This window comes from Chthonomonas sp., assembly GCF_035294165.1.
Classification (GTDB): domain Bacteria; phylum Armatimonadota; class Chthonomonadetes; order Chthonomonadales; family Chthonomonadaceae; genus Chthonomonas.
Genome location: NZ_DATGLN010000199.1, coordinates 1 through 24,948, shown reverse-complemented (window position 1 = coordinate 24,948; position 24,948 = coordinate 1). Strand labels below are relative to the sequence as shown.

Here is a 24,948-nt window from a genome sequence, read left to right as displayed (position 1 = left end):
GACCCTCGATGAGAACGGTGAGGCGATGCACAAAAGCAAAGGGAACGTGGTAGACCCCATGGAGGTCGTGCAGCGCTACGGGGCCGACGTGGTGCGCTGGTGGGTGGTTTCTCAAGACTTTATGGAGGATACCCGCTGCGGCGAGCACCTGCTGGCGCAGGTCAGCGAGATGTATCGGCGGGTGCGTAACACTTTCCGCTTCCTCCTCAACAACCTCTACGACTTCGACCCAACCACCGACGCCATCCCCCTCGAACAGATGGAAGAGCTAGACCGGTGGGTACTGTCGCGCCTGGCGCAAGTGGTGGCTGCCTGTCATACCGCCTACGAGCAGTATGCCTTTCATCGGGTTTACCAAACGGTTATCCACTTCTGCACGGTAGACCTTTCCGCCTTCTATCTCGATGTCCTCAAAGACAGGCTCTACGCTTCCGGCAAAACCTGGCCGGCACGTCGCTCCGCCCAAACAGCCCTTCACCAGCTCGCCTCCACCCTTGCCCGTGTGTTGGCCCCCATCCTGCCTCATACCATGGAGGAGGTGTGGGATCACCTTAAAATGGAGGCGAAGCCGGAAAGCGTCCACTTGGCCGACTACCCCCAAGCCGGTTGTGTGGATGAGGAGCTTTTGAAGACCTACACCCAACTTCTGGAGGTACGGGAGGCGGTTTTGGCCGGGCTAGAAGCTGCCAAGCAGAGTGGCAGGATCACCAACCCTCTGGAGTCCCTTGTTAGACTTCGCGCCGATGCAACCTACTATCCAACCCTAGCGGCCAGAAAGGGTTCGCTTGCCTCTCTCTTCATCGTGTCACAGGTGGTGCTAGAGGAGATGGAGGATGGGGAGGAGAGCGCCGGCACGAAAGGATTACAGGTAGAGGTAGAGCCGGCTCCCGGAAAAAAGTGTGCCCGCTGTTGGCTTGTGCTCCCCGATGTGGGAATCCACGCAGACCATCCACTGCTATGTACACGCTGTGTACAGGCCGTCTCGTCCGCTCTGCCCATCGAGGGATAAGGGGCGAACAAGGTAGGCTTGTTTTGCAAACTGCCTCTAGAGCTGTGAGATTGGCAGAGTCTCTGCAGCCCTCACCCTCCTTAGAACTGGTGGGAAGGGAAATTCAAGATTTCTCGCCTTCGGCTCGAAATGACAGTCGTATCGCTGGCTCTTCAAGACCTACTCCTATCCCTCAAGGCCCCCACCCCCACTCCCCTCAAGGCCGACGCCCTCCCCCTCTCCCAAATTGGGAGAGGGGAGACCAATAAGCTTACTAGCGGTTTCCTTATGATAATCTTCCTTTCGGAAACTCAACACAACCGCCCCCTTTCTCCCGAATCGGGGGAAAGGTCGGGATAGGGGGCGAACAAAGTCAGCTTGCTTGATGAACTACCTCTAGAACCGCGAGATTGGCTGTCTCTGCAGCCTCTATCTCTCTAGCCGCTGCATGGCTGTCCGCGAGGACGGAAAGAATGAAAGAATGGAATAGAGGGCGAAGGAGGTAGGCTTGCTCTACAAACTGCCTCTAGAGCCGGGAGGTTGTTAGCCACCACCCCCTTATCCCTTCCCCTACAGAGCAGGATGCGCCTGCAGGAGGCAGGAATCGGGCAAGTCCAAAAGGAAATTTTACATCGTGCTAAATACTTTGGAAGGAGAGCAGAACGCTGTGGCCGCTTTTCATAAACACCAAACGAAACATCGCCTACGCTCCGCCCCGCCCAAAATCGGCATCCGGCCCACCATTGATGGGCGCTACGGCGGGGTACGCGAGTCGCTTGAAGAGCAGGTGATGACGCTGGCACGCAGCACCGCCCGATTTCTTCAGGAGAACCTTCGCCACCCCAGCGGCCTGTCCGTGGAGTGCGTCATCGCCGATACTTGCATTGGCGGCGTCTCGGAGGCCGCCAAATGCGCCGAAAAGTTCGCTAGGGAAGGCGTCGGAGTCTCGCTTACCGTCACCCCCTGCTGGTGCTACGGTGCAGAAACTATGGACATGGACCCCCTCGTCCCCAAAGCCATTTGGGGGTTCAATGGAACGGAGCGACCAGGTGCCGTCTATCTTGCGGCCACGCTGGCCGGACATAACCAAAAAGGGCTTCCCGCCTTCGGCATCTACGGACATGATGTGCAGGATGCCGGCGACACCACCATACCGCCCGATGTGCAGCAGAAACTCCTCACCTTTGCCCGCGCCGGCTTGGCTGTTGCCACCATGCGCGGCGCCTCCTATCTTGCCATGGGCGGCGTCTCGATGGGTATCGCCGGCTCGATTGTAGACCACGACTTTTTCCAGCGCTACCTAGGCATGCGCACCGAAACGGTGGATATGACCGAGTTTGTGCGACGCATGGAGGAGGGTATCTACGACGAACAGGAGTATCAGCAGGCCCTCCAATGGGTAAAAGAGCATTGCCACGAGGGCACCGACTACAACCCACCGGAAAAACGCCGTGACCGACAGCAACTCGATCGGGACTGGGAAACCTGTGTGAAAATGGCGCTTATTGCCCGCGACCTTATGAACGGAAACCCACGCCTCGCCGAACGCGGCTTTCCCGAAGAGGCCGAAGGCCACAACGCCCTGGCAGGCGGCTTCCAGGGCCAACGCCAATGGACCGACCACTTCCCCAACGGCGACTTCCTCGAAGCCATTCTCAATACAAGCTTCGATTGGAGCGGCATTCGCCAGCCCTACATCATCGCCACCGAAAACGATGCCCTTAACGGCGTCTCCATGCTGTTCGGGCATCTCCTTACCGGCACGGCACAGCTTTTTGCCGATGTGCGCACCTACTGGAGCCCCGATGCGGTGAAACGGGTAACGGGCTACACCCTGCAGGGACGCGCGGAGAACGGCATCATCCACCTCATTAACTCCGGCCCTGCAGCGCTCGACTGGACCGGCGAACAGACCTTGGAAGGCAAACCTGCCATAAAGCCCTGGTGGGAGGTCACAGAGCAAGAGGCACAACGCTGTGTGGAGGCCACCCGCTGGTGCCCCGCCCTTTTGGAGTATTTCCGCGGCGGTGGGTTCTCCACCGACTTTCTCACGCGTGGAGAGATGCCGGTAACCATGTGTCGGCTCAACCTGGTGCAGGGATTGGGGCCGGTGCTGCAGATCGCCGAAGGTTATACCGTAGACCTGCCCCCACAGGTACACGACATCCTGGACAAACGCACCAACCCCTCCTGGCCTACCACCTGGTTTGTGCCGAACTTAACCGGTGAGGGAGCCTTTCGCAGCGTATACGACGTGATGAACAACTGGGGCGCCAACCACGGGGCTATCTGCTACGGGCATATCGGAGGCGATCTGCTTGCGCTCGCAGCCCTTCTCCGTATTCCGGTGGACATGCATAATGTGCCCTTCGAGCGCATCTTTCGCCCCACCTACTGGGCACGCCACGGCGGCCTTACCTCTACCGATGCCGATTTTCGTGCCTGCAACAACCTCGGTCCCCTCTATGCCTAAACGAAACAAAAGGTAGGTTGAAATAGCTCTATATAGGACGTATAATATAATGTAGGCTGCGCTCTTCAACTTCAAAGAGTCGGCTTTCGGAGGATAAACTTGTTATGACCGCATCAGTACGACAGCAAGATATCGAAGAGGCCAAGGCGTTTTACGCCGCCAACGGCTATGTTATTGCGCGTGGGCTGTTTTCTCAAGAAGAAGTGGCACGCTATCGCGACCACTTCATGCGTCTGAGAGAGGAGGGCGCGAAACCGGGAGATTTTGCCGGCATAGACCTCAATAGCCCCGATCCCCTGAAACGCTACCCCCGCATGATCCACATGCATCGCTGGGACAAGTTGAGCCTGGAATGGCTCCTTGATGCGCGCCTTAACCTCTGGCTAACCGCCCTTATGGGCAAAGAGCCTTACGCCGTGCAGACCATGCTCTACTTCAAGCCTGCCGGGGCACGCGGCCAGGCGCTTCATCAGGATCAGTTCTATCTGCGGGTGCAGCCCGGCACCTGCATGGCCGCATGGCTTGCCCTTGACCCCTGCGATGAAGAGAACGGATGCATGCAAGTGGTTCCCGGCAGCCATCTCTGGCCCATCCTCTGCCCAGTTGAGGCCGACACCACGGTGAGCTTCACCGACGTCACCGTGCCGTTGCCGGAAGGGTGCGAGGTGCGCCCCATGATTATGGACGCCGGCGATGTGCTCTTCTTCAACGGCTCGGTAGTGCACGGCAGCTTCCCCAACACATCTAAAGACCGTTTCCGCCGCGCCCTTATCGGCCATTACATTGTGGGCGACGCCCAAAAGGTGGCGCAGTACTACCACCCCGTGCTCCGCATGGACGGCACCGAGGTTCCTCTGGGCGTGAGCGAGGGAGGCGGCCCCTGCGGCGTTTGGCGCGAACAAGAGGGCAAACCAACCATCGCCATGGAAGGACGCCTTGAAGACGGGTTCTTGCACGAGTAGGCCTCCCTTCTCCCTTCAGAGCAGGAGGGCAACACTCCTTGTTGCCCTCCTCTGCTTCTGTTTTAGCCCTCTTTACGCTCGTGCCGACACCTCCCAATCGCTGTTCGGCCTCAACGGCATCGGCTACTTCCACTATCTTAACGCCCCTAACGCCCACCAAATCGCCCAGGAAAAGATGCAGTGGCTGGAACAGGCCGGCGCCAAGTGGGATCGCTTTGACTTCTGGTGGGGCACCATCGAGCCGCAGCCCGGCGTCTGGAATTGGAGCCAGGCCGATTGGCTTGTCTCCTTCTACGCCCGTCATCACATCCACATGCTGCCCATCCTCTGCTACCAAGCGGCCTGGATGCATCAATCGCCCCATACCCCCGAAGATTTCGCGCAGTTTGCCGATTTTGTGGGGCACGTTGTCGCCCGCTATCATAAACAGATTCACTGCTGGGAGATTTGGAACGAACCGAATATCCCCGCCTTTTGGAAACCGCACCCCGACGCTGCCGCCTACACGGAGCTGTTGAAAGCCGCCTATCTCGCCGCCCATAAGGCCGATCCCCATTGCATCATCGTCGGCGCCGCCGCAAACGAAACGGATATCAACTGGCTCGAAGCCATTGCCGAACATGGAGGGCTTTCCTACATGGACGCCGTGAGCATCCATCCCTACTCCATGTCCGACGGCCCCGAACAGATGTACTTAGCTCAACAACTGCAGAACGTACGCCGGTTTTTAGCCGCACACGGCCGCCCCAATCTGCCCATCTGGATCACCGAGATGGGCTGGACATCCTCCATCGAGAACCTGCAAAGCATGCAGCGTGCTGCCATCTATCTGGTTCAATCCTACACCATCGCCGCGGCGGAGGGCGTTCAACATCTCTTTTGGTTCAGCGAACAGGACTGGACGGAAGGCGGGAAGTTGCAAGGCTGGGGCCTGCTTTCACCGGATATGCATCCCAAACTCACCTTCGATGCCTATCGCCAGATCGCCTCGTTCCTCGATGGCTGTCATTTCGTGGGCTACGCGCCTTTGGAAAACGGAATAGGCTATCTTTTTCGCAAAGGGCGCACCGAACGGCTCATCGCATGGGCTTATCGCGGGCAAACGGCCTTGCTGCCCCCGCTACGCCCCCGTGCGCAGCTTATTCCCCTCTTCGCCACAAGTTCCGATCCCCAAACGGGAAGCGGCCCCAAGGCCGATCCGCAGCAGAACCCCCGTTTCCTTGGTGAAACCCCCGTCTTCGTCGCCGATGTCGCCCACGCCTTCCTACAGCCGTTGACCATCACGCACACTCCGCCCACCCCATCCCAATGGGTTGTCAACGGCGACCTACAGCAGATAGATGCCAACGGCGCCTACGGTTGGCACAAAGGGGTATTCTACGGCGGAGCCGACAAAGGCACTTTTGCCACATTCTCCGAAGAGCACGCCCTGGCGCTTACCAATACCACCGAGGCCCTCTGGCAGTCGTGGCCGGTGCCCGTAATGCCGGCAGAGCGCTATCGCCTCACCATGGAGATTCTTACCAAAGAGGCCACCGGAGAGAACGATGCGCAGATACTCTTCCTCGGTGGGCCGGGCTGGAGCTGGCTGGGCGGGCCTACCACAGAAAGCGTTACCGGAAGCACCAACGGCTGGCGCACCTTCACCGTCGAAGGCGTCGTGCCTAAAGAGGCCGACTTCTTAAGGGTGAACCTGGTGAGCAAAGGGAACACGGGCCTGGTGCTCTTTCGCAACATCCGCCTGCAGCGCGTGCCCTGAAATTTTTTCAATCCGCTAAAAGTACGGGTTTTTGCATGAGAAGCAGGAATCCCGTCGAAAGCTATCGAACAGATGGTGTAAACTTTATGTGTAATGCTTATCTCCTTCGCGCTGAATACGTATTATTAAGTAAGCTATCGAGAGAAGCAGGCGAAACAACACGCCTCACGCTTCTCTCTTTCTATCGTTCTTAGGATGTAGGAAGGAATCAAATATGCGATTGATACAAGCCGGAGTGGGTGGCTTCGGCAGTTCATGGATATACACGGCACGAGAGTGCACAGGCTTCGAACATGTGGCCCTGGTGGATACCAACCTAGGTGCCCTTCGCGCCGCCGGCGAGATAGCCGGTGTGCCGCCAGAGAGGCAGTTTACCACGCTGGAGGAAGCTCTCTCGAAGGTAGAGGCCGACGGCTTCATTGACTGTACCCCGGCCCCCTGCCACCATGCCACCACCACAACCGCCCTCCGCGCCGGGCTGCACGTGCTCTGCGAAAAGCCCTTGGCCGATTCGATGCCCGCCGCAAAGGATATGGTGCGCGTTGCCGAGGAGTGCCATCGCGTGCTGATGGTGACCCAGCAGTATCGCTACTACGATCAGCCGCGCTGCATCCGCAATCTCCTCGTGGAAGGGCAGATAGGGCAACTCGATCATCTTGTGGTGGAGTTCCAGATTCAGGGGCTGCTCTTCGGCTGGCGCCAAACCATGCGCCATCCTTTCCTGCTCGACATGGCCATTCACCATTTCGACCTTATGCGCTACTTCCTAGGCTGCAACGCCGTGCGCGTGCAGGCAATGACCTGGAACCCGCCCGTAAGCAACACCAAAGGAGATATGTGCGCCTTCGTGTGGATCGAGTTCGAGAACGGAGTGCGCGTGAACTACTCCGGCTCGTTCGCCTCTCCAGGTTGCGATACCGGATGGAACGGACGCTGGACTTTCACCGGCTCGCGCGGCTCCATCGTCTGGAATCCGAAAGATGACTGGGGCACGATTCGGCTCTTCCGCCAAAACGCCGACCTCTCGCAATACACCGAACAGCACTTCTTCACTCCCTTGCCGGAGCTGTGGGGAGAGCCGATTTGGGCGCCACCGATTGGGGCTGCCGGGCACCATTACGACCTCTATCATTGGCGTGCTTGCATCGAGGCAGGGGTGGAACCCGAGACCAGCGGTCGCGACAACCTCAACACCCTCGCCCTTACCTTCGCCGCCATGCAGGCCGCCGATACAGGTAGCGTCGTAGACGTGCGCTCCATCTACCAGGCCGAAACGGCACCCTCAATGCAGGCGTAAGAACGGGCGCATTTTGGCGAACTTTTTGGGGCCGATGCCCGATACCTGCATGAGGTCTTCCAGCCGTTGAAAGGGGCCGTTTTGTTGCCGAAAGGCGATAATGCGGGCTGCAAGCGAGGGGCCGATGCCCGGCACGCGCTCCAACTCCTGGGCATTGGCCGTGTTGAGGACAACCTGCCCCTCCGAAGGCGACCTCAGTTTATTTCCCCTGCTTCCGTAATGACCATGAGAATGCCCCCCGCTTAGGTTCGATGCTGTCTCTGTGGCCCCTTGCGCGTTCGCATCAGCGGGTGTGCTCGGCTCTCCCTTCGTGGGAATGGTGAGCTGAGAGGCATCCTGGGCGTAGGCCGCCAGGTTCACGGCATCCGTGTTCGCTTGCGCCGTGGGCCCTCCGGCAGCCTTCAACGCATCTATGTTGCGGGCACCCGTCGGCAGATAGTAGACCCCCGGATGCTTCACCGCCCCGGCCACATGCACCGCAATGCGGCCGGAGGAAGCCGTAGGCGACGCCGATGAGCTTTGGTTGGGCGTTACGGGCGAAGAGCCGACCTGGCTCGGCACACCACGTAAGGACAAACGGTTTGCCGGAGGGCGAATCTCGCGCAAGGCGAACCACGCTACGCCAAAAGCCAGCGTCGCCAACAAAAGCCCCATCCCTATCCATTGCCGTCGTGTTATCGCTTCCACCGTCCTTCTCCTCAGCCATCGCCGAAAATTTCACGCAATACCCTCATCAAACATGCGATTCGATGGCGTTTTCCTGCTTTCCTCTTGTTAGTGTGACATACATGGAGGCTTCAAACAAACGAAGGCATTTTCCTCACCGGTAACGCGCCCCCACCAGAGGAGCGCCAAAGCAAAGCCGCCGCATGTTGGCATCTGCCGATCTACCCAAGAAGCAGGAGGGAGCGAGGCCTGCGGCGAAATGAGAGAGACAAGGAGGGTCTATCGGTGCAACGGTTGTTAACGCAGGTTCAGGCACAAGGCGCCGAGTTTCAGGCGAATCGTGCCCATAACCAGGCCCTGGTGGCTCAGCTGAGGGAGGCGCTGGAGCGCGTAAAACAGGGGGGTGGGCCGGAGGCGGTGGCCAAACATCGCGCACGAGGCAAAATGACGGCACGCGAGCGTATTGAGGCGCTGCTCGACCCGAACACGCCCTTTCTCGAACTTAGCCCGTTGGCCGCTTGGGAGATGTACGGTGGAGAGGCGCCCTCTGCAGGGATCGTAACGGGCATCGGAATGGTTGGCGGGCGGGAATGCGTGATCGTGGCCAACGACGCCACCGTGAAAGGAGGAACCTACTTCCCCATCACCGTAAAGAAGCACCTTCGCGCCCAAGAGATCGCTTGCGAAAACCACCTGCCGTGCATCTACCTCGTCGACTCCGGCGGGGCCTTCCTTCCGCTTCAGGCCGAAGTGTTTCCCGATCGTGACCATTTCGGACGCATTTTCTACAACCAGGCGCAGATGTCGGCCATGGGCATCCCCCAGATCGCCGCCGTCATGGGAAGCTGCACGGCAGGCGGGGCCTACGTGCCCGCCATGGCCGACCAGGCCGTGATCGTGCGCGGAACCGGAACCATCTTTCTCGGTGGCCCCCCTTTGGTGCGCGCGGCCACCGGCGAGGTGGTAGATGCCGAAGAGCTTGGCGGCGCCGATGTGCACACGCGCCTGAGCGGCGTGGCCGATTACCTTGCCGAAAACGATGCCGATGCCCTCCGCCTTGTAAGAGAGATTGTGGAGGGACTGCCCACCCCGCAAACCTCGGTGCTGGACTACACTTCCCCCGAAGAGCCTTACTACGACCCGGAAGAGCTTTACGGCATTGTGCCCAGAGACCTTCGACAGCCCTTCGAGGTACGCGAAGTGATCGCGAGGCTGGTGGACGGAAGCCGTTTTCACGAGTTCAAACCGCGTTTTGGCCCCACCCTCGTCTGCGGCTTCGCCCGTTGGATGGGGTTCTTGGTGGGGATTGTAGCCAACAACGGTGTGCTCTTCTCCGAAAGCGCCCAAAAGGCCGCGCACTTCATCGAACTCTGCTGCCAACGGAGCATTCCTCTCATCTTTCTGCAGAATATAACGGGGTTTATGGTGGGAAAGCGTTACGAGCAGGAGGGCATTGCCCGCCACGGCGCCAAAATGGTGATGGCCGTGGCCTGTGCGCAGGTGCCCATGTTCACCGTGATCATCGGCGGCTCGTTCGGGGCCGGCAACTACGGCATGTGCGGACGCGCCTATGGCCCTCGCCTGCTGTGGATGTGGCCAAACGCACGAATCTCGGTGATGGGCGGCCAACAGGCGGCCGACGTGCTGCTTCAAATCAAAAAAGACCAGATGGCCGCCCGCGGGCAGACGATGTCGGAAGAGGAGGCCGAGGCCTTCAAACGCCCCATCCTCGAATCCTACGAACGGGAGGGAAACCCCTACTACAGCACAGCCCGCCTTTGGGACGACGGCATTCTCGATCCGCTGCAAACCCGTGTCGCCGTAGGCCTCGGGCTGGCAGCAGCGCGTTATGCCCCCATTCCACCCACGCGCTTCGGCGTTTTTAGAATGTAGACAACGGCAGCACGGCGAAAAACCGCCCAAGAACACAAAAAACTTAAGTCCTAACAACTCTATGTGATATAATGCAGAATACCGGTCGTCACTTCGACAACATACAAGGCGTTTTTGCGTTAACACCAGAAGGAGTTTACAGACGAATGGGTTTGATTATTGACGACATCATCGCTCGTGAAATCCTCGATTCTCGTGGCAACCCCACCGTTGAAGTGGATGTCTATCTTGAAGATGGCTCGATGGGCCGAGCGGCGGTGCCCTCCGGCGCCTCCACAGGAACGTACGAGGCCGTGGAGCTGCGCGACGGAGACAAAACCCGCTACGGTGGCAAAGGGGTACTTACGGCCGTAGAGAACGTAAACGAGCGTATCTGCCCCGAACTTGTAGATATGGACGCGACGAACCAGCGCGCCATAGACATGCGCCTTATCGAGTTGGACGGTAGCCCCAATAAGGCCAATTTGGGCGCCAACGCCATTCTGGGCGTCTCTTTGGCGGTGGCCAAAGCGGTGGCCAACAGCCTCGACGTTCCGCTCTATCAGTACATCGGCGGGGTAGGCGCCTGCACGCTTCCCGTTCCCATGATGAACATTTTGAACGGCGGCAAGCACGCCGATAGCAATGTAGACCTTCAGGAGTTTATGGTGATGCCCGTAGGCGCCGAGACCTTCTCGGAGGCCTTACGCATGGGCAGTGAGGTGTTTCATGCGCTGCGCGATGTGCTTAAAAGAGAAGGCATCTCCGCTGGCTATGGCGACGAAGGAGGCTTCGCTCCCAACCTCAAAAGCAACGAGCAAGCCATCGAGATCATCGTGCAGGCCATCACCAAAGCCGGCTATGAACCCGGAGGCGACTTCTATCTCGCCCTCGACCCCGCCTCCTCCGAATTTTATCACGATGGCAAATATGTGCTTAAAGGAGAAGGGAAAACGCTCACCAGCGCCGAAATGGTGGAGTACTATGCGCGTCTGGTAGACCGTTACCCGATTATCTCCATCGAAGACGGCCTGGCAGAGGACGATTGGGAGGGATGGAAACTGCTTACCGAGCGGTTGGGTGGCCACGTTCAGCTTGTGGGCGACGACCTCTTTGTTACCAACACGGCACGTCTGCGCCGCGGCATTGGAGAGGGCTGCGCCAACTCCATTCTGATCAAACTAAACCAGATCGGCACCCTCACCGAAACCCTGGAAGCCATCGAGGTGGCCAAGCGCGCCGGCTATACCGCCATCATCTCGCACCGCTCCGGCGAAACGGAGGATGCCACCATCGCCGATGTGGCCGTGGCCGCCAACACCGGTCAGATCAAAACCGGCGCCCCCAACCGCACCGACCGCGTGGCGAAATATAACCAACTGCTTCGCATTGAAAGCATGCTCGAAGATGCGGCCATCTATCCGGGCCGTAGCGCCTTCTATAACCTGAAATAATCTCGATAGGATGGAAGGGGCAGGGCACTACGTCCCTCCCCTTCCAAGAGCAAGAAAATGTTAGACCAAGAGTATCGCTGGTATTGCATTGGCTGTGAACGGCTGGGGCGTGAGCCGATGCCTTTCGAGCTGTTCGAGGCGCATTGGCAAGAGATGCAGCAACACGCCTTAAGGCTGCAGGAGGCCGAGGCAAACAACGCGCTTGCCACGCTAGACCCCAACCTGCGCATGCAGATGCAGCGGCGTGTTCGCTCCGACCCGATGATTCGCGCCCTTCTGATCGGTATGGCGGAAGAATCGGGCAGCCTTGAAGGCTTCTCGCCTCTCTTAGAAAACGGTGATGGAGACCACCCCTAAGCGTGCCAACGAGAGAAAGTGTATCGTCCAACCGGGTTCAAAAGAGTGCCAAGCCGCAGGTGAAAGCGGGCAAGCTGTTATCGGCCCTGGCGCTTCTCCTTTTCTGCGCCTTTTGCACCTGGCTTGGACTGGTGGCCTCGGCTCCCTACTCGTCCGCAAGGCAGTGGCACGAGGCCAACGAGCGGCTGTACCGGCAGTTGCAAACGCTTCGCCTCCAAAACCAGCGACGCGAGGTGGAACTGCAGGCGCTGCAGACACCGGCCGGCATCGAGCGCGCCGCACGGGAACTCGGCTACCTTCGTCCAAACGAGTACCAGCTCCGCCTTCCCCCCACTTCCGGCACGCCGTAGAGCACTTCGCACTCCTCCTATTTGTTCCTCCACTAGTACCGCAGTGGTATCGGTGCCATGAACTCACGACCGCTTCCTTGTTAAGGAAGCGGTTGGTTTGTCCTCATCCTCACTGAGGAGAGCGTCGGCCTTGGCTTTTGAACACCGGTATCACTACTATACTCCCTAAACGCGAACTTCTTTCGCCACCATTCCGACATAAAGCCGAAAGCGCAACACTACTCCCACTGTGACAATATGTTGTTCAAATACCCGAGCACTGGGCCACGTTGAAGCTCTTGGTGTGCAAACTGGTTTCGGTAGTTCCGTAGACATCCGTAACAACTGGTGCCCACGTCACAGCCACAATCCCCGTTGACCCTATCTCTAGCAGCTTCCAGACAAGCCCTAAAGACATCTCTATTTTCTAGCTGTGCCACAAGTCCTGCTCCTCCTGGCACGTCGTCATAGATGATGATCGGGGGCACAGGGCTATTTGCATCGTACGCGACGGTTACACTAAGGTCGGTGGAGGGAACGGCTAAAACCTCCGCAGTGCCCTCAACGAGAGCGTAAGCTAGGCCAAAAGCAAGCCAAAGGGGTTCAATCTGTGTTTGTGGCCCAGACCGGAACTGGATTTGAAGGATGTCGGTTACAAATTCGTGGCCGAGCGAGAGCGCTTCCAAAGTACCGTTACAGTCCTGCCCATAGGCTGATTTATGCTTTCTCGGACGTTCTCTAAATCCGCTTCCACATTGCGGGCAAATATAGAATCCTTCTCCACGTCGCCCTTCACACAACACGACCATGGAACCAGGCGATGCTTTTGTAACTACAATCAGTCGGTTTTGAGGGGTTGGTAGAAGAATCGGATCAGGGGCAGAACCATGTAGCTTGTCGAAGTAGGGGCGCGTTGTAAATAATCTCGCAGATCGGCCTGTTGGTTTACCTGGCTTGCTACGATCCGTTACGAAACCGAACTGAGGAATGATGTATTTGCGTTTCGACAACCTACAACCACAGGGTGCATCAGAATGTTCATTACCTGTCTCGAACTGATAGAAGACGTTATGTCTAGGACATATCATGTAAGATTTTCGAGGCCACTCTTTCTCTGCGACTCGTTTAAGCCCATAAGACGTCCACTCCCTTTTGTTTGCTATCAACTTGCTTGTCGGAGCAAACTCAGAGATAGCGATACGCAAATCCCTCTGGAAGAGAATGCCGTAGTCCTCTTGAGAATTCTGCGCTTTCTGAGTATCTAGCTCAACGACATCCACCGGAAAGCCGTACTTCGGAATCACCGCCTTCCGCGAAAGAAATGAGAGGGCTTCTTCCTGCTCAATTGTTGTGGCTCGGGCCTGAGCCCATCTAGCTGTACCATAGTCTGGCCTAGGCTTTTCAAGCGCCTCTCTTTCGAGTTTTTTGATATTGCGGTAATCACTCATAATTTCAATTTCGGCAAGAGCGAAACGACTATTTTCACCTGCTATACGATCTATCCATGAACCATCATCAAGGCCGACCTTGGCCGCCATATCCTCAGGAACTATATTCGTTAAAGCACTCTCTAATGCTCGCCGATTATTGTGAAGAAAGGCCATGAAATCGCTAGTGCCTTGTGGCTGATTTAGGTCACTGAAGAGGTTACTCGTGGAAACAAACCGTTGAGGATAGTGCCTAAAGAAAGAAGATAGGGCTACTGCAGTGATATGGCGTAACACAATCTTTTCGTTATGCAAGATCAAAATAGGCGGTCTTACTTTGCCAATAAGCATCTGTTCCGGTTTAGCGAAGTGGTAGAGATCATGCGGACTACGGCGGCAGAAGGTAATAGCAAATCCTGGATGCCCCATTCGGCGTCCGGCACGCCCTACACGTTGAATGTAATTAAATGCCTCTGGCGGCACATTACGGAGAAAGATAGTATCTAGGTCGCCTAAATCAACGCCTAACTCGAAAGTCGTAGAGCAACTTAGAATATGAATCTTGCCTTCTCTAAAGTCGCGTTGAAATTCCTGGGCCTTGTCTTTGTCTAATTGTGCGGTGTGCTCTTCAACACGAAGGATTCCAGGCAACTGTTCTTCATATAGTTGGCGATAATGATTTTCTTCTAACTGAGAAACATTAACTGGCCTTAAGCGACCAGGGCAACCAGGCCTTGCACATATATCTTGCACAGACACCGTTTGCAACCGGCCACAAGTTTCACACTGAAAAATCGTCTCGTTTGGTTGAATAACGTGCAGCCTCCACCAATCCGGATTTAGCCTTCGCGCATCGTTAGCACGGCACAGAATAGGCGACGAAGACATATTTTCTGCATCATAGTTTCCTATAGCCTCCCAAATCTCCCCCAAAATCCTCCCAGCTTGCCCTCTAGCCATTTGCTCTGGGATATTTTTCCTCAAAAGGAGTTTAATCAAAAATTTTGTTCGTTTACAGTTTTTACTGTCCCAACTGCAAATATTCCTTTCCCTATCAGCCCCTCCAATTCGATATCGCGTTTGAGCACCTTGGAGATTCAGCGCATCCCAGGTCAGGGAGACACCCTCGTCCGAACGCAATTCCACTGCCTTGTCGCCTCGCATAGTATCCAGCAAAAGAAATATCAAATCACGGGCCTCCTGTTCGGTAAGTGAAAGAGGTGGATTCAAAAGTACCGGTGGTATCTCAAATGAACGAGGCAACTTGATAGACCACCGGATCAAGCCGACGCCTTGAAGCGAGATTCGTACCTCTTCGGTGAGAAACTCGCGATAAAGAGCTAACCAAGCTTCACGACGCTTATCTATCGAACCCATAGACGATGGGAAGACCTGTTTTTCTTCAAAAAGAGATAGCAACTCATGTGCAATCTCACGCAAAGTGAGACCTTCGGAGGTATGTGAACACAGCTTACGAGCTGCCTTCAAAATCAAGTTGCGATTAAAAAGGTCTTTATACGAGTCCTCGAGATACCATGCAAAAAAGGCCGCCTCTTGCCGTCCATCTGCAAAGGCGAGAATTTTCTTACGGGATTCTGGGAGTTCTTTGTAAAGAGTTGTTGCAATAACTGAATGGGGTCCGTCAGTACCATGCACAACCTCCCTAACTGGGTCGCGACCACCCCCTGTATAGCCACAAGCCCCACATCTTTCTAGTTGATCCGCCCTTTCCTCCGCAGTAGGGGGGTCTTCCTTAACAACTGTAATAATATTTGTATGTCCACAATTTGGTGCCGATGAAGACGCCTTCCCACATTGAAGGCATAAAGTAAACGTTTGAGGCCTTCTCCCACTCTCTTCATCTTCTTCCTCGTCTGCTTGCATATCAGATTCAAGAGGGCGAAGGAATGTTGCACCGAAATTGATGTCACCCACATCCCGTACGGGTTCGCGAACACGGCCTGTGCTAAAATCCTTCTGTACAACAAAATAGTGTTGACCGCATTCGCGGCAGAGGGCGACTTCAAAAGCAGTTCCCTCTTCGCCGATAGCTTTGCGATCGAGGAAGACCTTCCTTTCGTCCGGATTCGGGGCAGCCATGAAGGCCCCCTCAAGAGAGCGCACAAAAGTATGATAGCGTGTTGATAAGAGAGGTGCCTTTGATACCGGGTCTTTAGCCTGCACAAGGAGTTCAACTAGCCCCGTTAGTGCATCCACACGCCTCTCTTCCGACAAGTCGCCAAAAACCTTTTTAGCAACCTCTTCAAACTCTTTTGGGTTTTTGGTGATGTAGTTGCTGAGATTCGTCACTCGCAAATCGCGCTGAAGAAGTGCACCAACCATCTCTTTTGGGTCACCATCCTGTGGTAAGGAGGAAACTCCTAGCCGGTGTGCCAGTGCGTCTACATAATTTCTAGCTTCTGCTGTAGGCTGTTCAAGAAACCGATGAAGTACTTTATAATCATCTGCGGTCAGACTCTCTGTTCCCGGCTGGAGGCTCGATTCGGTCTGCCCAAATATCACGTCTTCTTCATTGAATGGTTCCCCAAACAAATCTTTACCAAATTGCGCCACAGCAGTCCTTCCTTTCTCATTGTCAACCAATGTAGCACTTGTGGCTATACAGTGTAGTGGGGCAGAACGTCCCCCTTCGCGAATTCGCTGTTTGATACGTCGCAATAGCATCGCCATTTCAATTCCACGCGAGCCTCTATACTGATGGGCTTCATCAAGCACAAGAAAAGTCCACGACCTACCGTTTCCATTATCAAAAAGTGGGCTATCGTCTGGTCGAAGCAATAGATATTCAAGCATTGAGTAGTTCGTTAAGAGGATATGAGGAGGACTATTCCTTATTTCAGAGCGAAGCACCATTTCCCCATGAACAACATCGCCTGCCTCTGAAAAGAGGGTAGTACCTCGTTCCTCACGTTCTTGAATGTAGTCTTGTGCATGTCGCCTCGAATCCCTCGCATTATCGGGTGTCTCACCAATATACTGTCCGAAGGTAAAATGAAACGATGCATTGGCCTCCTTGAGCCTTTTGCAGATATCCCGTAGACGATCGCGCTGGTCATTAACGAGAGCGTTCATAGGATAGAGGATCAAGGCACGAACTCCCGGGCATAGTGTGCCCGCTTGGAACTCTTGATAGAGATGGAGAAGGATCGGATATAGAAAGCTTTCGGTCTTTCCACTTCCTGTTCCAGTAGCAACTACGACGTTTCGCTGATTCATTACCCTTCGAATAGCCTGTTCTTGGTGCCAATAGAGAGGTCTATCACCATCGAGGGCGTCTACAACTGCACGATCAAGCGGAAATCCGCGCAGTTCCATAAATAGGCTGTAGAGTGTTTTGCCGCGTTTGAATATCGGCGCGGCTTCAAGAAACGGACCTTTACTAAGGTGACCAGAGTTAAGCGCCTCCTCGAAAGACCGTCTTAGCTTTGGGTCTTTGAAATAAAAGGTCGTTTTGAGATAGCGCCGATACGTTTCCACAATCTCTTGAGACAGTTCTATTGGATTCATCGTTTACTCCCTTTCCCTAAAGATGGTCTCTACGTCCTCTATTACCTTACAGAACCTACCGAATCCTGCCACCTGAAGTCGTTGCTTGAGGGCAGGATCATATTTCATTAACCCACGTGCAAGAGCATGTGCAGCCGCCTTAGCCTGTCGCATAGTAGCTCGTGGATTGCCTCGAACAGTAATGTCCACGTCTATTTGTTCCAGAACCTGCCTCACTTGAGGTACTGCGTAAAGGCGCTGCCAAAAACGCCTTGCTTTGCATGGCATTTGTCTTATGTAGTGGTTGACTGGATTGGTGTTGATCAGCACGTGACCAGAACCAATTCTGAGTTCCGCTTTGGCGAAAGCGGTCTTATGTCGCCCATATCCGTGCCAACTGCGAGGAAGCTCCTGCGCAAGCGCACTCTCAAGAGGTGGTACCCGCGCAAGAACACCTTTATAAAGGATGTCGCCATATTCAATCCAAATATATAGAGCCGCTTGGTTAGGGCTATTTAGCTCGTCGGAGTCGTAGAACTCACGCAATGGAATGGCAACAGAGTTATTCGCTACCTCCACCCTATACGGTCGCGCTCTTGAAAGTTCAAATCCTGATAAGACTCTGTTTACCCATCGGTGTTTTGGGAGTCGGATCCAAATTGCTTTGCCTGATGTCGCAGCAAAGTCCTCTCTGGACAGCGTCAAGACTCGGTCTTGCCAATTGTCCGTAGGTGGATAGTCCGCGTCTCCGAGTGTCCACCATATGCGTTCTATTAAAATCTCAATCTCTATCGGTCTCCTTTGCCCCGCAGGCCCCACGTACCAGCGGGTCCTACCGAAGGACGGGTCGGCAGGAATGGCCGCAACAGTCTCTTCCGTTTGTGTAGTACTTGGGATATTCCTAGCTCTATTATCAGGGCTTATAACGCATCCGGCATCATGCAGGAACCTGACATTTACCGGTTTATGTCCGTTTACCGCGGGCACAGGCGTGTACTCGGAAATAACGATTGCCCTTAAACAAGCAACATACCTAAAGTCCATACTATCTATAAGTTGTTCCTCTTTATCGTAGAACCTGATAAAATACCATCCAGCTTTCTGAGTTTGCATAGGCAAGTCCTGTTCTCTTGAGGAAGGCTCCGGTCTGAACTCTTGACGCCATTTTCCGCTCCCGTGCCCCTCCTCCCCGATAACAATTTGGCCGATGTCACTCCAACCCTGGCTATCTGCCTGGACTCGAGGTGGTCGCTCACCAAAAAGGGGACCCATATCCTCATTAGCGTCTTCTAAACGATTTCCGATCAGTTCAAAACGACGTCTCTGCTGTATCGGATGAACGATGCCTTCGGGGGTTATGAAAGTGATTGTCGTATCATCGCTACTTTTCTCAAAATCGAAGAAATGGGCTAAATATCCCTCAATAGCTGCAGATTCTGGCGTCACCGGTGGAGCTCCAGACCGCTCAGTATCCCGTTGCCAAGCCGCTGGTACTATCACAAGATATGAACCTGAAGAGGGAAATTTCACACGACGCCCTTGCCGTTGGTTATCTAGTTTAAAAAGAAGAGGCACGGTTAGCTCTATTGTATATCGTATTGTCTCCCCATTCTCCTCCCATTGAACCACCACATCGGAATCGAGCTGTGGTATAGGATAGTAGTTCTGTTGAGCCCCATTAGGCTGAAGCGAAATTCCGTTTTGGCTAATCTCAAGAGAAGCTTTGTCTCCAAAAGCATCTGGGATTTCTATTCCTACTATCCATTCACGGGAGTGTCGCCAACAAATGACTTCAGGTCGAGTACGATTTTGGTGACTTGGTTGTGATGATGAAGACCGCGTGCTTTCTGTTCCTGCCCCACGCGGTCTGCCTCCCCTTTGTACAGGAGGCCTCGATTTTTTCTCGGTCATTGCCGATCCAGAGTCTGCAACCGCTAGACTATCTATGATCGGTTCTGAGGGTTCCTTTTGCTCCTCCATCGGATTAGGGGAAGGTGTTATCTCCTCATCATCTAGCTCCTGAGCTACAATACTCTGTTTCTCTCCCTCTACTCCTTCCCTGCTACTCTCTATAGAATGAACATAAGCCTGCTCATTGCCATATGGTGACGACTGTACGCCTGTCTTCTCAAAATTCTGCTCCTTCACGCCCTGTGTTGCAGGTATGATTTCCATTGAAGACAACACTGTTTGTGTAGCTTCTGTTTTAGACAATGCTATATCGCTTGATATGTTATTAGCACCATTTGTAGACAGTTCATTCTCCTCCGGATGAGGCTGCTCAATATCCTCTGAACGTCGATCCTCGGGCGACATACTCGATATCGTGTGTTTGTACCAGACACCTTTTACTATTGCAATATAGGCAGCTATTCCCGTAGCAACACCTAAGAGTGCTAGTACCACAGGCATGTTCTTTCTCCCCTGACACTTTCTGAAGTGACACCATTACATCATTGAAATTCCAACAACAGAGACACACGTGTTGTGTTACATGCTATGTTCTCCAAGTTATGCTCGTTTCCTTCTTTTTTTGCGGAGATTTTAAGTGCCTTTCGGGTCTATGCCTTCTTTGTTTGAGGCAGTATCGTAGTGTGACTGGCCCATCAACGACGCAGCGTAGCAAATCCGCGCAAAGTTACTGTTAAACACAATAGTAAACTATAAATATGTAAAAATATACCTACAAAAATCACGCGCAGAACAGCTTATCAAAGTGTGCAAACGTATAAGGATCGCCTGCAATTCAAGGGCAAGTGTCCCAAGCCTACAACAAAAACCCTCTACCCAATATGAAAGAGGCGACCGAGTGCATAGGTGGTCACGCCGCAGAGAACGGCGATGAAGGTCATCTCTAGGCCGCTTTTCCACCACGAGCGCGCCGTGACCATGCTTTTGGCCGCCCCCACAGCGAAGTGAGCTGCCATGCCGATAAATGCAGCCCAAAGTACCGCCGCGTTGCCGTGCGTAAACAGAAAAGGAATGACCGGAATAAAGCCCCCAATGGCCGTGGAGGTGGTGGCCGTGAGAGCCGCAACAAAGGGGTTTGGAAAACGCGCCTCGCTTAAACCCAGCTCCTCCTGCGCCATCGTCTTCAAAAACTGCTCCGGCTGAGAAGCCAATCGCTCGGTCATGGCAACGGCCTCCTGCTCGGAGAAGCCTTTCAGTTGATAGATAAGCGCCAGCTCCTCTTTCTCGTGTTCCGGCGACTGCTCTATCTCCTGCTTCTCCCGATCCAGCTCCGCCTGGTAGACCTCCCGCTCCGATTTGGCGGCCATAAAGGCGCTTGCCCCCATCGAAAGCGCGGAGGCCAGCATGGCAATAAGCCCAGCCACCAACACCACGCGCTTGCCACCGGCCGCACCGGCCATTCCGCTAACCACCCCAAACACGGCGCCTAGCCCGTCGTTTAGCCCGTAGATAGCGTCGCCTATCCAGCCACCGGTACTCGCATGCCAACGCTCTCCCTTGAGAATGGCCTCGAGCCGGGTGCGCGGCTCTTCACGCGGTTTTAGCTGTTGCAGAAGGCGGGTGTGCTGCTCCTCTTCATCCTCTATTTGGCGAAAAAGGGCGTGCGATTCGGCATCTTCCTGAAGCGCTTGCGCATGGTGTGCAAAGAGTCGCGCGTTGCGCTGCTCCTCCGCCTCAATGCGGCGCAGCATCGCCTCCACCCCCAACGTCTGCACGAGAAAGCGCTGTGCCGCAGTCGGTTCCAAACTTTCGGAAGGCGGAACTCCGCCCAAAGCGAGAATGCGGCCGGCAAAGCGCTGGGCATGCTCCTCCTCCGCATGGGCGAGCCGCAAAAGCAACTGCCGGCGCCGCTCGTCGTGCTGTTGCTCTGCAAGCAAACGATAGAGCCGAGCGGCCTCCACCTCGCGTTGCCAGGCCGCCCGTAGCGCCGTAATCACCTTTTCCTTGCCGGCCACCGTTATGGCACCCTTTCTAGCTTCGCATAGGAGAGCATCAGCTTCCGCGGCCCCACGTTGGGAAACGCGATCTCGATGACGGCCTCATCTCCCTCTCCGCTTACCCTCAGCACCACCCCTTCGCCGAACTGAGGATGGCGCACGCGCTGCCCTGCCCTATACGAAGCCTCCTCTTTCCGGCGTGCAACCTCGCGTGGAGGGCGCGGCCCCTCGTGCCAAAGCCGATCAGGCACGCTTCCCTGCCGGTCTCTCCGCTCGATATCGGGGTCGAAAGTGGAAAGCGGTGAACCGGACGGCTTTGGGTTAAAGGCAAACAGCGTTTCGGGAATCTCTTTTAAGAACCGCGATGGCGGGTTATAGGCGGTGCCGAGAAACTGGGAACGTTGCCGTGCCCAACTCAGATACAGCTCCTCTTTGGCCCGCGTAAGGCCCACATAACAGAGACGACGCTCCTCCTCAAGCTGCTCCCTTTTCTCTAACGAGCGCATATGGGGAAAGACACCCTCCTCCAAACCGGTAAGAAAGACCACCGGAAACTCAAGCCCCTTCGCCGCGTGCAGGGTCATGAGAGTTACCGCGGGCGTCCCCTCCTCTAAACTGTCTATGTCGGAGACAAGCGCCGTGCCCTCCAAGAAAGCGGCAAGCGTGGGCGATTCGGTGGTGGCCTCAAACTCCACGGCCGCCTGCAAAAGCTCGGATAGGTTTTCGAGCCGTCCCTGCGCCTCCAACGAGTTCTCCTCGTGCAGCGCCTGCAGGTAGCCCGAACGCTCCAGCGTGGTTTTAAGCAGGTCGTGCACGCTCAAGGTGTCGCGCAAAGCCCGTAGCCCCAAAATAAGCTCGCGGAACTCGGAGAGATTCTTGCGGGTACGCGCGCCGAACTCCGTAAGCACCTGCTCATTTCCCAACACCTCCCACAAGCTGGAGTCGGTAAGAAGGGTCTCCGCCTCTAGTTTTGTCAGCGTTGTGTTTCCGATGCCTCGGGCGGGCACGTTAATGATCCGTTTCAGACTCACGCTGTCGTTAGGGTTATGGATGACGCGAAGATAGGCCAAAGCATCCTTGATCTCTTTACGGTCGTAAAAGCGCTGCCCACCTACGATGCGATAGGGCACGCTCCAAGCCCGCAGCATGTCCTCTAACACGCGCGACTGGGCGTTCGTGCGATAGAGCACCGCAAAATCCGACCACTTTCGCTTACCTGCCTGCACCTGCGTGAAGATGGTATTGACCACCCACTCCGCTTCCAGGCGTTCGGTTGCCGCCTCGTACTTCGTGAGCGGCAGCCCTTCGGGGTTCTCCGTCCAAAGCCGCTTTTCTTTGCGCCCCTTGTTGTTGCTGACGACGGCATAGGCCGCATCGAGGATGCGGCGCGTGGAGCGATAGTTCTGCTCCAGCTTCAGCACCTTGGCGTCCGGGTAGTCCTTCTCAAAGCGCAGAATGAGGTTGACATCGGCCCCTCTCCAGCTGTAGATGGACTGGTCGTCGTCACCCACCACACAAAGGTTTCGGTGCCTCTGTGCCAGCAGTTTGAGCAGCAGATACTGCACATGGTTCACATCCTGATATTCATCCACCAGCAGATAGTGCCAGCGATTTTGCAGGTGTTGCAGCACCGCCTTATTGTTTTGCAGCAGCCGAACCATCTCGGCCAACAGGTCGTCAAAATCGAGCGCGTTGTTTTGGCGCAGTTTCTGTTGGTAGAGCGGATAGATGCGGCCGGCGATCTCTTCGAGATAGCCAGAATAGTGCTTAGCCCAATCTTCCGGCGGGACCAGCTTTTCCTTCGCCCGCCCGATTCGGTCGAGCATGGAGCGAGGCTGAAACTTGCTTTCGTCAAGGTTGAGGGCGCGCAGGCACTCTTTCACCAGGCTTACCTGGTCGCTATCGTCGTAAACCACAAACTCGCGCGAGAGGCCGGCCTCTTCGGCGAACTCGCGCAAGAGGCGTGCGCAGATGGCGTGGAAGGTACCTACCCACAACTTTTTGCCCATCTGCTCCCCCACGAGATTGTCGAGGCGCTCCTTCATCTCCCGTGCGGCCTTATTGGTGAAGGTGACGGCCAGAATGCGCTGAGGGGGCACCCCACGCACGGCGGTGAGGTAAGCGATGCGGTGGGTGAGAACGCGCGTTTTGCCGCTGCCGGCTCCGGCGAAGAGCAGCAGCGGACCTTCACCGTGCAAAACGGCCTCACGTTGAACGGGGTTTAGCCCTTGCAGCAGTCGTTCCTGTGCGGCCTTCGAGGCCGCATCGGGTTGTAGAAAAGGGGTTTCTGCCGGTTCTACGGTTTCATCCATCGCCTGCCATCGCCTTTACGGGGAAGTCTTCTGTGTATTATACAGTATTCGCAGACGTTCTACCCATCTAGCAGTACCTCGTTAACAGCAGGACAAGGCGATCTTGGTCAAGGCTTAGACTAATAGGAAGTGGTCACTTGGGGTTTATCACCCATTCGCGAGGCTAGCTTGTTGAGAAACTTCTCGGAAAGCACGTCGCAGGCATCGAGCTTTTGACGCGCACATATATACTCTGCAAAGGCCTCGGCAAAACCCTCCTCTACCGAGGTCGAAGCATAGGTGCTTACCAAACAGTGCCTACGCAACTGCCGCTTCCAAACCGCATTGTAAGCGTCACGCTCGGCCGCAGTGAGAAGCTGATCCCAAACAAAATGGCCGTACTCGTGGGCGAAAACCGTGCGCGCCTGATCTCCCTGAAGAGTATTCAGCAGCAGAATGGTGGCATCGGCATCTATGCGATCTCCACCCAAATAGTAACAGCCATCTACGACATCTGAACAGGGCTGACCCATCGTCTCTTCAAAAAGCTCCTGCATCCTCTGGGCCGATACCACCTCCACCACCACCGTTTTCTGAGTCTTCCAGGCAGTCGGCAGCGAATCGTAGACCTGCTGCCAAACCTCCATGTGCGGCGTGTTCGCATCGAAAACGAGATCGGCGCGGGCAACCCCCAAGCAGAAGAGTAGGTAGCAAAAGCTAGCCCCTAAAACGCGAACGAGGACGTACCCTGTTCGTCTTGCCGCTCTGTCTAACCACATACCGTACGCTCTGGCCCTTTCCACATTAATAACTATAGTAGCAAATAGACATAAACAGGCACGACTTAGCTATCTGCGTCCTTGCTTGGGATGCCTGTCTCCCTACAGGCTAGTATGGTTTAACGAAACCGAAGAGGAAACGTGAGCCGATCGTGCCTAAAGTTGTGTTTCCAAAAAGATAGACGGAGGATAGGAGGTAAAAAGTGCGAACAGACGCCCCTGTAGAACAGATTTTCTACAGGGGCGCCGAGGGCCTGAGTGGTTGTTCCGGACTAGTGTTTGTCGTACTGTAGGGCGAGTTGGCACTCCCTAATGGCCTGCTCGGTGAGGTCGAGCGCCTTCTCCCGATGGCCGCCGAAGTCGTGTTGCGCTTTGGACAGGAACATCTTGGCGCGATTGAGCGCGAAAAGCGCATGACGAATCTCGGGGTGCTTCTCGGCCCGGGCCATTGGACGGTGGTTGGGTCGGGGAGCCGGTGGCTGGCCCTGGGCGAAAGAGTTTTGAACGAACGCACCAAGCCCTAACAGGCTTACCAAACCCGCCCCTGCAAGTAGCATTCGCGTCTTTTGGGTAGAGAACATTGTTGGAATTTCCTCCTTACCTTTTTCTCATCTGGATTTTCGCTTTGTTGAACGGTCATCCGCTTCGTTATGTTTTCTCGTGACCGTTCCGAGTATAGAGACGCAAGAGGACGGGGAATGTTCAAAACAGTTTGCTAAGCACGCCGCCAGCACGATCTTCTCCAAGAGCAGAGCATCTTACCAACTGCACAGAAACCGACCGTTCAGGTGAACCTATCGAAGAAAACCGCCAGTGAGCATATTGGTCTCTCCTCTCCCACTGCAGGGGGAGGGGTGAGGCTGTACTGTCATTTCGAGC

General features: G+C 55.3%; 16 protein-coding genes. 9 read left to right on the top strand and 7 right to left on the bottom strand.

What is annotated here, in order from left to right; all coding sequences use genetic code 11:
• From VKV29_RS10975 to VKV29_RS10955, 5 genes are all read left to right on the top strand, one after another.
• Positions 1-1,009 (top strand): class I tRNA ligase family protein (locus tag VKV29_RS10975; RefSeq protein ID WP_324201350.1); only part of this gene is annotated, 1,009 nt, incomplete at its 5' end.
• Between the two features lie 646 nt (positions 1,010-1,655).
• Positions 1,656-3,461, top strand: coding sequence for an L-fucose isomerase (locus VKV29_RS10970; protein WP_343217363.1), 1,806 nt, complete (start codon positions 1,656-1,658; stop codon positions 3,459-3,461).
• 104 nt (positions 3,462-3,565) lie between these two features.
• Positions 3,566-4,423, top strand: coding sequence for a phytanoyl-CoA dioxygenase family protein (locus tag VKV29_RS10965; RefSeq protein WP_324201348.1), 858 nt, complete (start codon positions 3,566-3,568; stop codon positions 4,421-4,423).
• A complete protein-coding gene (locus VKV29_RS10960; RefSeq protein ID WP_324201347.1) occupies positions 4,398-6,182 on the top strand; it encodes a glycosyl hydrolase in 1,785 nt (594 codons plus the stop codon). The genes VKV29_RS10965 and VKV29_RS10960 overlap by 26 nt, the downstream gene beginning before the upstream one ends.
• A 214-nt stretch (positions 6,183-6,396) precedes the next feature.
• Positions 6,397-7,479 (top strand): Gfo/Idh/MocA family oxidoreductase, encoded by a 1,083-nt coding sequence (locus VKV29_RS10955; protein ID WP_324201346.1) that lies wholly within the window; start codon positions 6,397-6,399, stop codon positions 7,477-7,479.
• On the opposite strand, the gene VKV29_RS10950 is transcribed toward VKV29_RS10955, so the two are convergent.
• Entirely contained in the window at positions 7,465-8,166 is a 702-nt protein-coding gene (locus VKV29_RS10950) for a helix-hairpin-helix domain-containing protein (RefSeq protein WP_324201345.1), read from the bottom strand. The genes VKV29_RS10955 and VKV29_RS10950 overlap by 15 nt on opposite strands.
• A gap of 264 nt (positions 8,167-8,430) precedes the next feature.
• Between VKV29_RS10950 and VKV29_RS10945 the strand changes: the two genes are divergently transcribed.
• The 4 genes from VKV29_RS10945 (at position 8,431) to VKV29_RS10930 (ending at position 12,178) form a co-directional block, all read left to right on the top strand.
• Complete coding sequence (locus VKV29_RS10945; protein ID WP_324201344.1) at positions 8,431-10,038, top strand: carboxyl transferase domain-containing protein; 1,608 nt, start codon at positions 8,431-8,433, stop codon at positions 10,036-10,038.
• Between the two features lie 146 nt (positions 10,039-10,184).
• A complete protein-coding gene (gene eno / locus VKV29_RS10940) occupies positions 10,185-11,471 on the top strand; it encodes a phosphopyruvate hydratase (RefSeq protein ID WP_324201343.1) in 1,287 nt (428 codons plus the stop codon).
• 57 nt (positions 11,472-11,528) lie between these two features.
• Positions 11,529-11,828 (top strand): hypothetical protein, encoded by a 300-nt coding sequence (locus VKV29_RS10935; protein ID WP_324201342.1) that lies wholly within the window; start codon positions 11,529-11,531, stop codon positions 11,826-11,828.
• Between the two features lie 2 nt (positions 11,829-11,830).
• Positions 11,831-12,178 (top strand): septum formation initiator family protein, encoded by a 348-nt coding sequence (locus VKV29_RS10930; RefSeq protein WP_324201341.1) that lies wholly within the window; start codon positions 11,831-11,833, stop codon positions 12,176-12,178.
• 218 nt (positions 12,179-12,396) lie between these two features.
• Here VKV29_RS10930 and VKV29_RS10925 read toward each other — a convergent pair whose 3' ends face one another.
• The 6 genes from VKV29_RS10925 to VKV29_RS10900 form a co-directional block, all read right to left on the bottom strand.
• A complete protein-coding gene (locus tag VKV29_RS10925; protein ID WP_324201340.1) occupies positions 12,397-17,112 on the bottom strand; it encodes a DEAD/DEAH box helicase in 4,716 nt (1,571 codons plus the stop codon).
• A gap of 3 nt (positions 17,113-17,115) precedes the next feature.
• A complete protein-coding gene (rpsI, locus tag VKV29_RS10920; protein WP_324201339.1) occupies positions 17,116-19,503 on the bottom strand; it encodes a 30S ribosomal protein S9 in 2,388 nt (795 codons plus the stop codon).
• A 371-nt stretch (positions 19,504-19,874) separates the two neighbouring features.
• Positions 19,875-21,017 carry a VIT1/CCC1 transporter family protein gene (locus VKV29_RS10915; RefSeq protein WP_324201338.1) on the bottom strand — a complete coding sequence of 381 codons (1,143 nt, stop codon included), beginning with the start codon at positions 21,015-21,017 and terminating at the stop codon, positions 19,875-19,877.
• Positions 21,018-21,019: 2 nt separating this feature from the next.
• Positions 21,020-23,311, bottom strand: a complete 2,292-nt coding sequence (gene pcrA, locus VKV29_RS10910) for a DNA helicase PcrA (RefSeq protein ID WP_324201337.1) — start codon at positions 23,309-23,311, stop codon at positions 21,020-21,022.
• Positions 23,312-23,430: 119 nt separating this feature from the next.
• Complete coding sequence (locus VKV29_RS10905; RefSeq protein WP_324201336.1) at positions 23,431-24,069, bottom strand: hypothetical protein; 639 nt, start codon at positions 24,067-24,069, stop codon at positions 23,431-23,433.
• A 272-nt stretch (positions 24,070-24,341) separates the two neighbouring features.
• A complete protein-coding gene (locus VKV29_RS10900) occupies positions 24,342-24,650 on the bottom strand; it encodes a hypothetical protein (RefSeq protein WP_324201335.1) in 309 nt (102 codons plus the stop codon).
• Between the last annotated feature and the right edge of the window lie 298 nt (positions 24,651-24,948).

What these genes read in the sequence shown, in the direction of transcription:
- VKV29_RS10965 (WP_324201348.1), top strand. Translation starts at nt 3,566, where the DNA reads ATGACCGCATCAGTACGACAGCAAGATATCGAAGAGGCCAAGGCGTTT.
- VKV29_RS10955 (WP_324201346.1), top strand. Translation starts at nt 6,397, where the DNA reads ATGCGATTGATACAAGCCGGAGTGGGTGGCTTCGGCAGTTCATGGATA.
- eno (WP_324201343.1), top strand. Translation starts at nt 10,185, where the DNA reads ATGGGTTTGATTATTGACGACATCATCGCTCGTGAAATCCTCGATTCT.
- VKV29_RS10935 (WP_324201342.1), top strand. Translation starts at nt 11,529, where the DNA reads ATGTTAGACCAAGAGTATCGCTGGTATTGCATTGGCTGTGAACGGCTG.
- VKV29_RS10925 (WP_324201340.1), bottom strand. Translation starts at nt 17,112, where the DNA reads ATGAATCCAATAGAACTGTCTCAAGAGATTGTGGAAACGTATCGGCGC.
- rpsI (WP_324201339.1), bottom strand. Translation starts at nt 19,503, where the DNA reads ATGCCTGTGGTACTAGCACTCTTAGGTGTTGCTACGGGAATAGCTGCC.
- pcrA (WP_324201337.1), bottom strand. Translation starts at nt 23,311, where the DNA reads ATGGATGAAACCGTAGAACCGGCAGAAACCCCTTTTCTACAACCCGAT.
- VKV29_RS10905 (WP_324201336.1), bottom strand. Translation starts at nt 24,069, where the DNA reads ATGTGGTTAGACAGAGCGGCAAGACGAACAGGGTACGTCCTCGTTCGC.
- VKV29_RS10900 (WP_324201335.1), bottom strand. Translation starts at nt 24,650, where the DNA reads ATGTTCTCTACCCAAAAGACGCGAATGCTACTTGCAGGGGCGGGTTTG.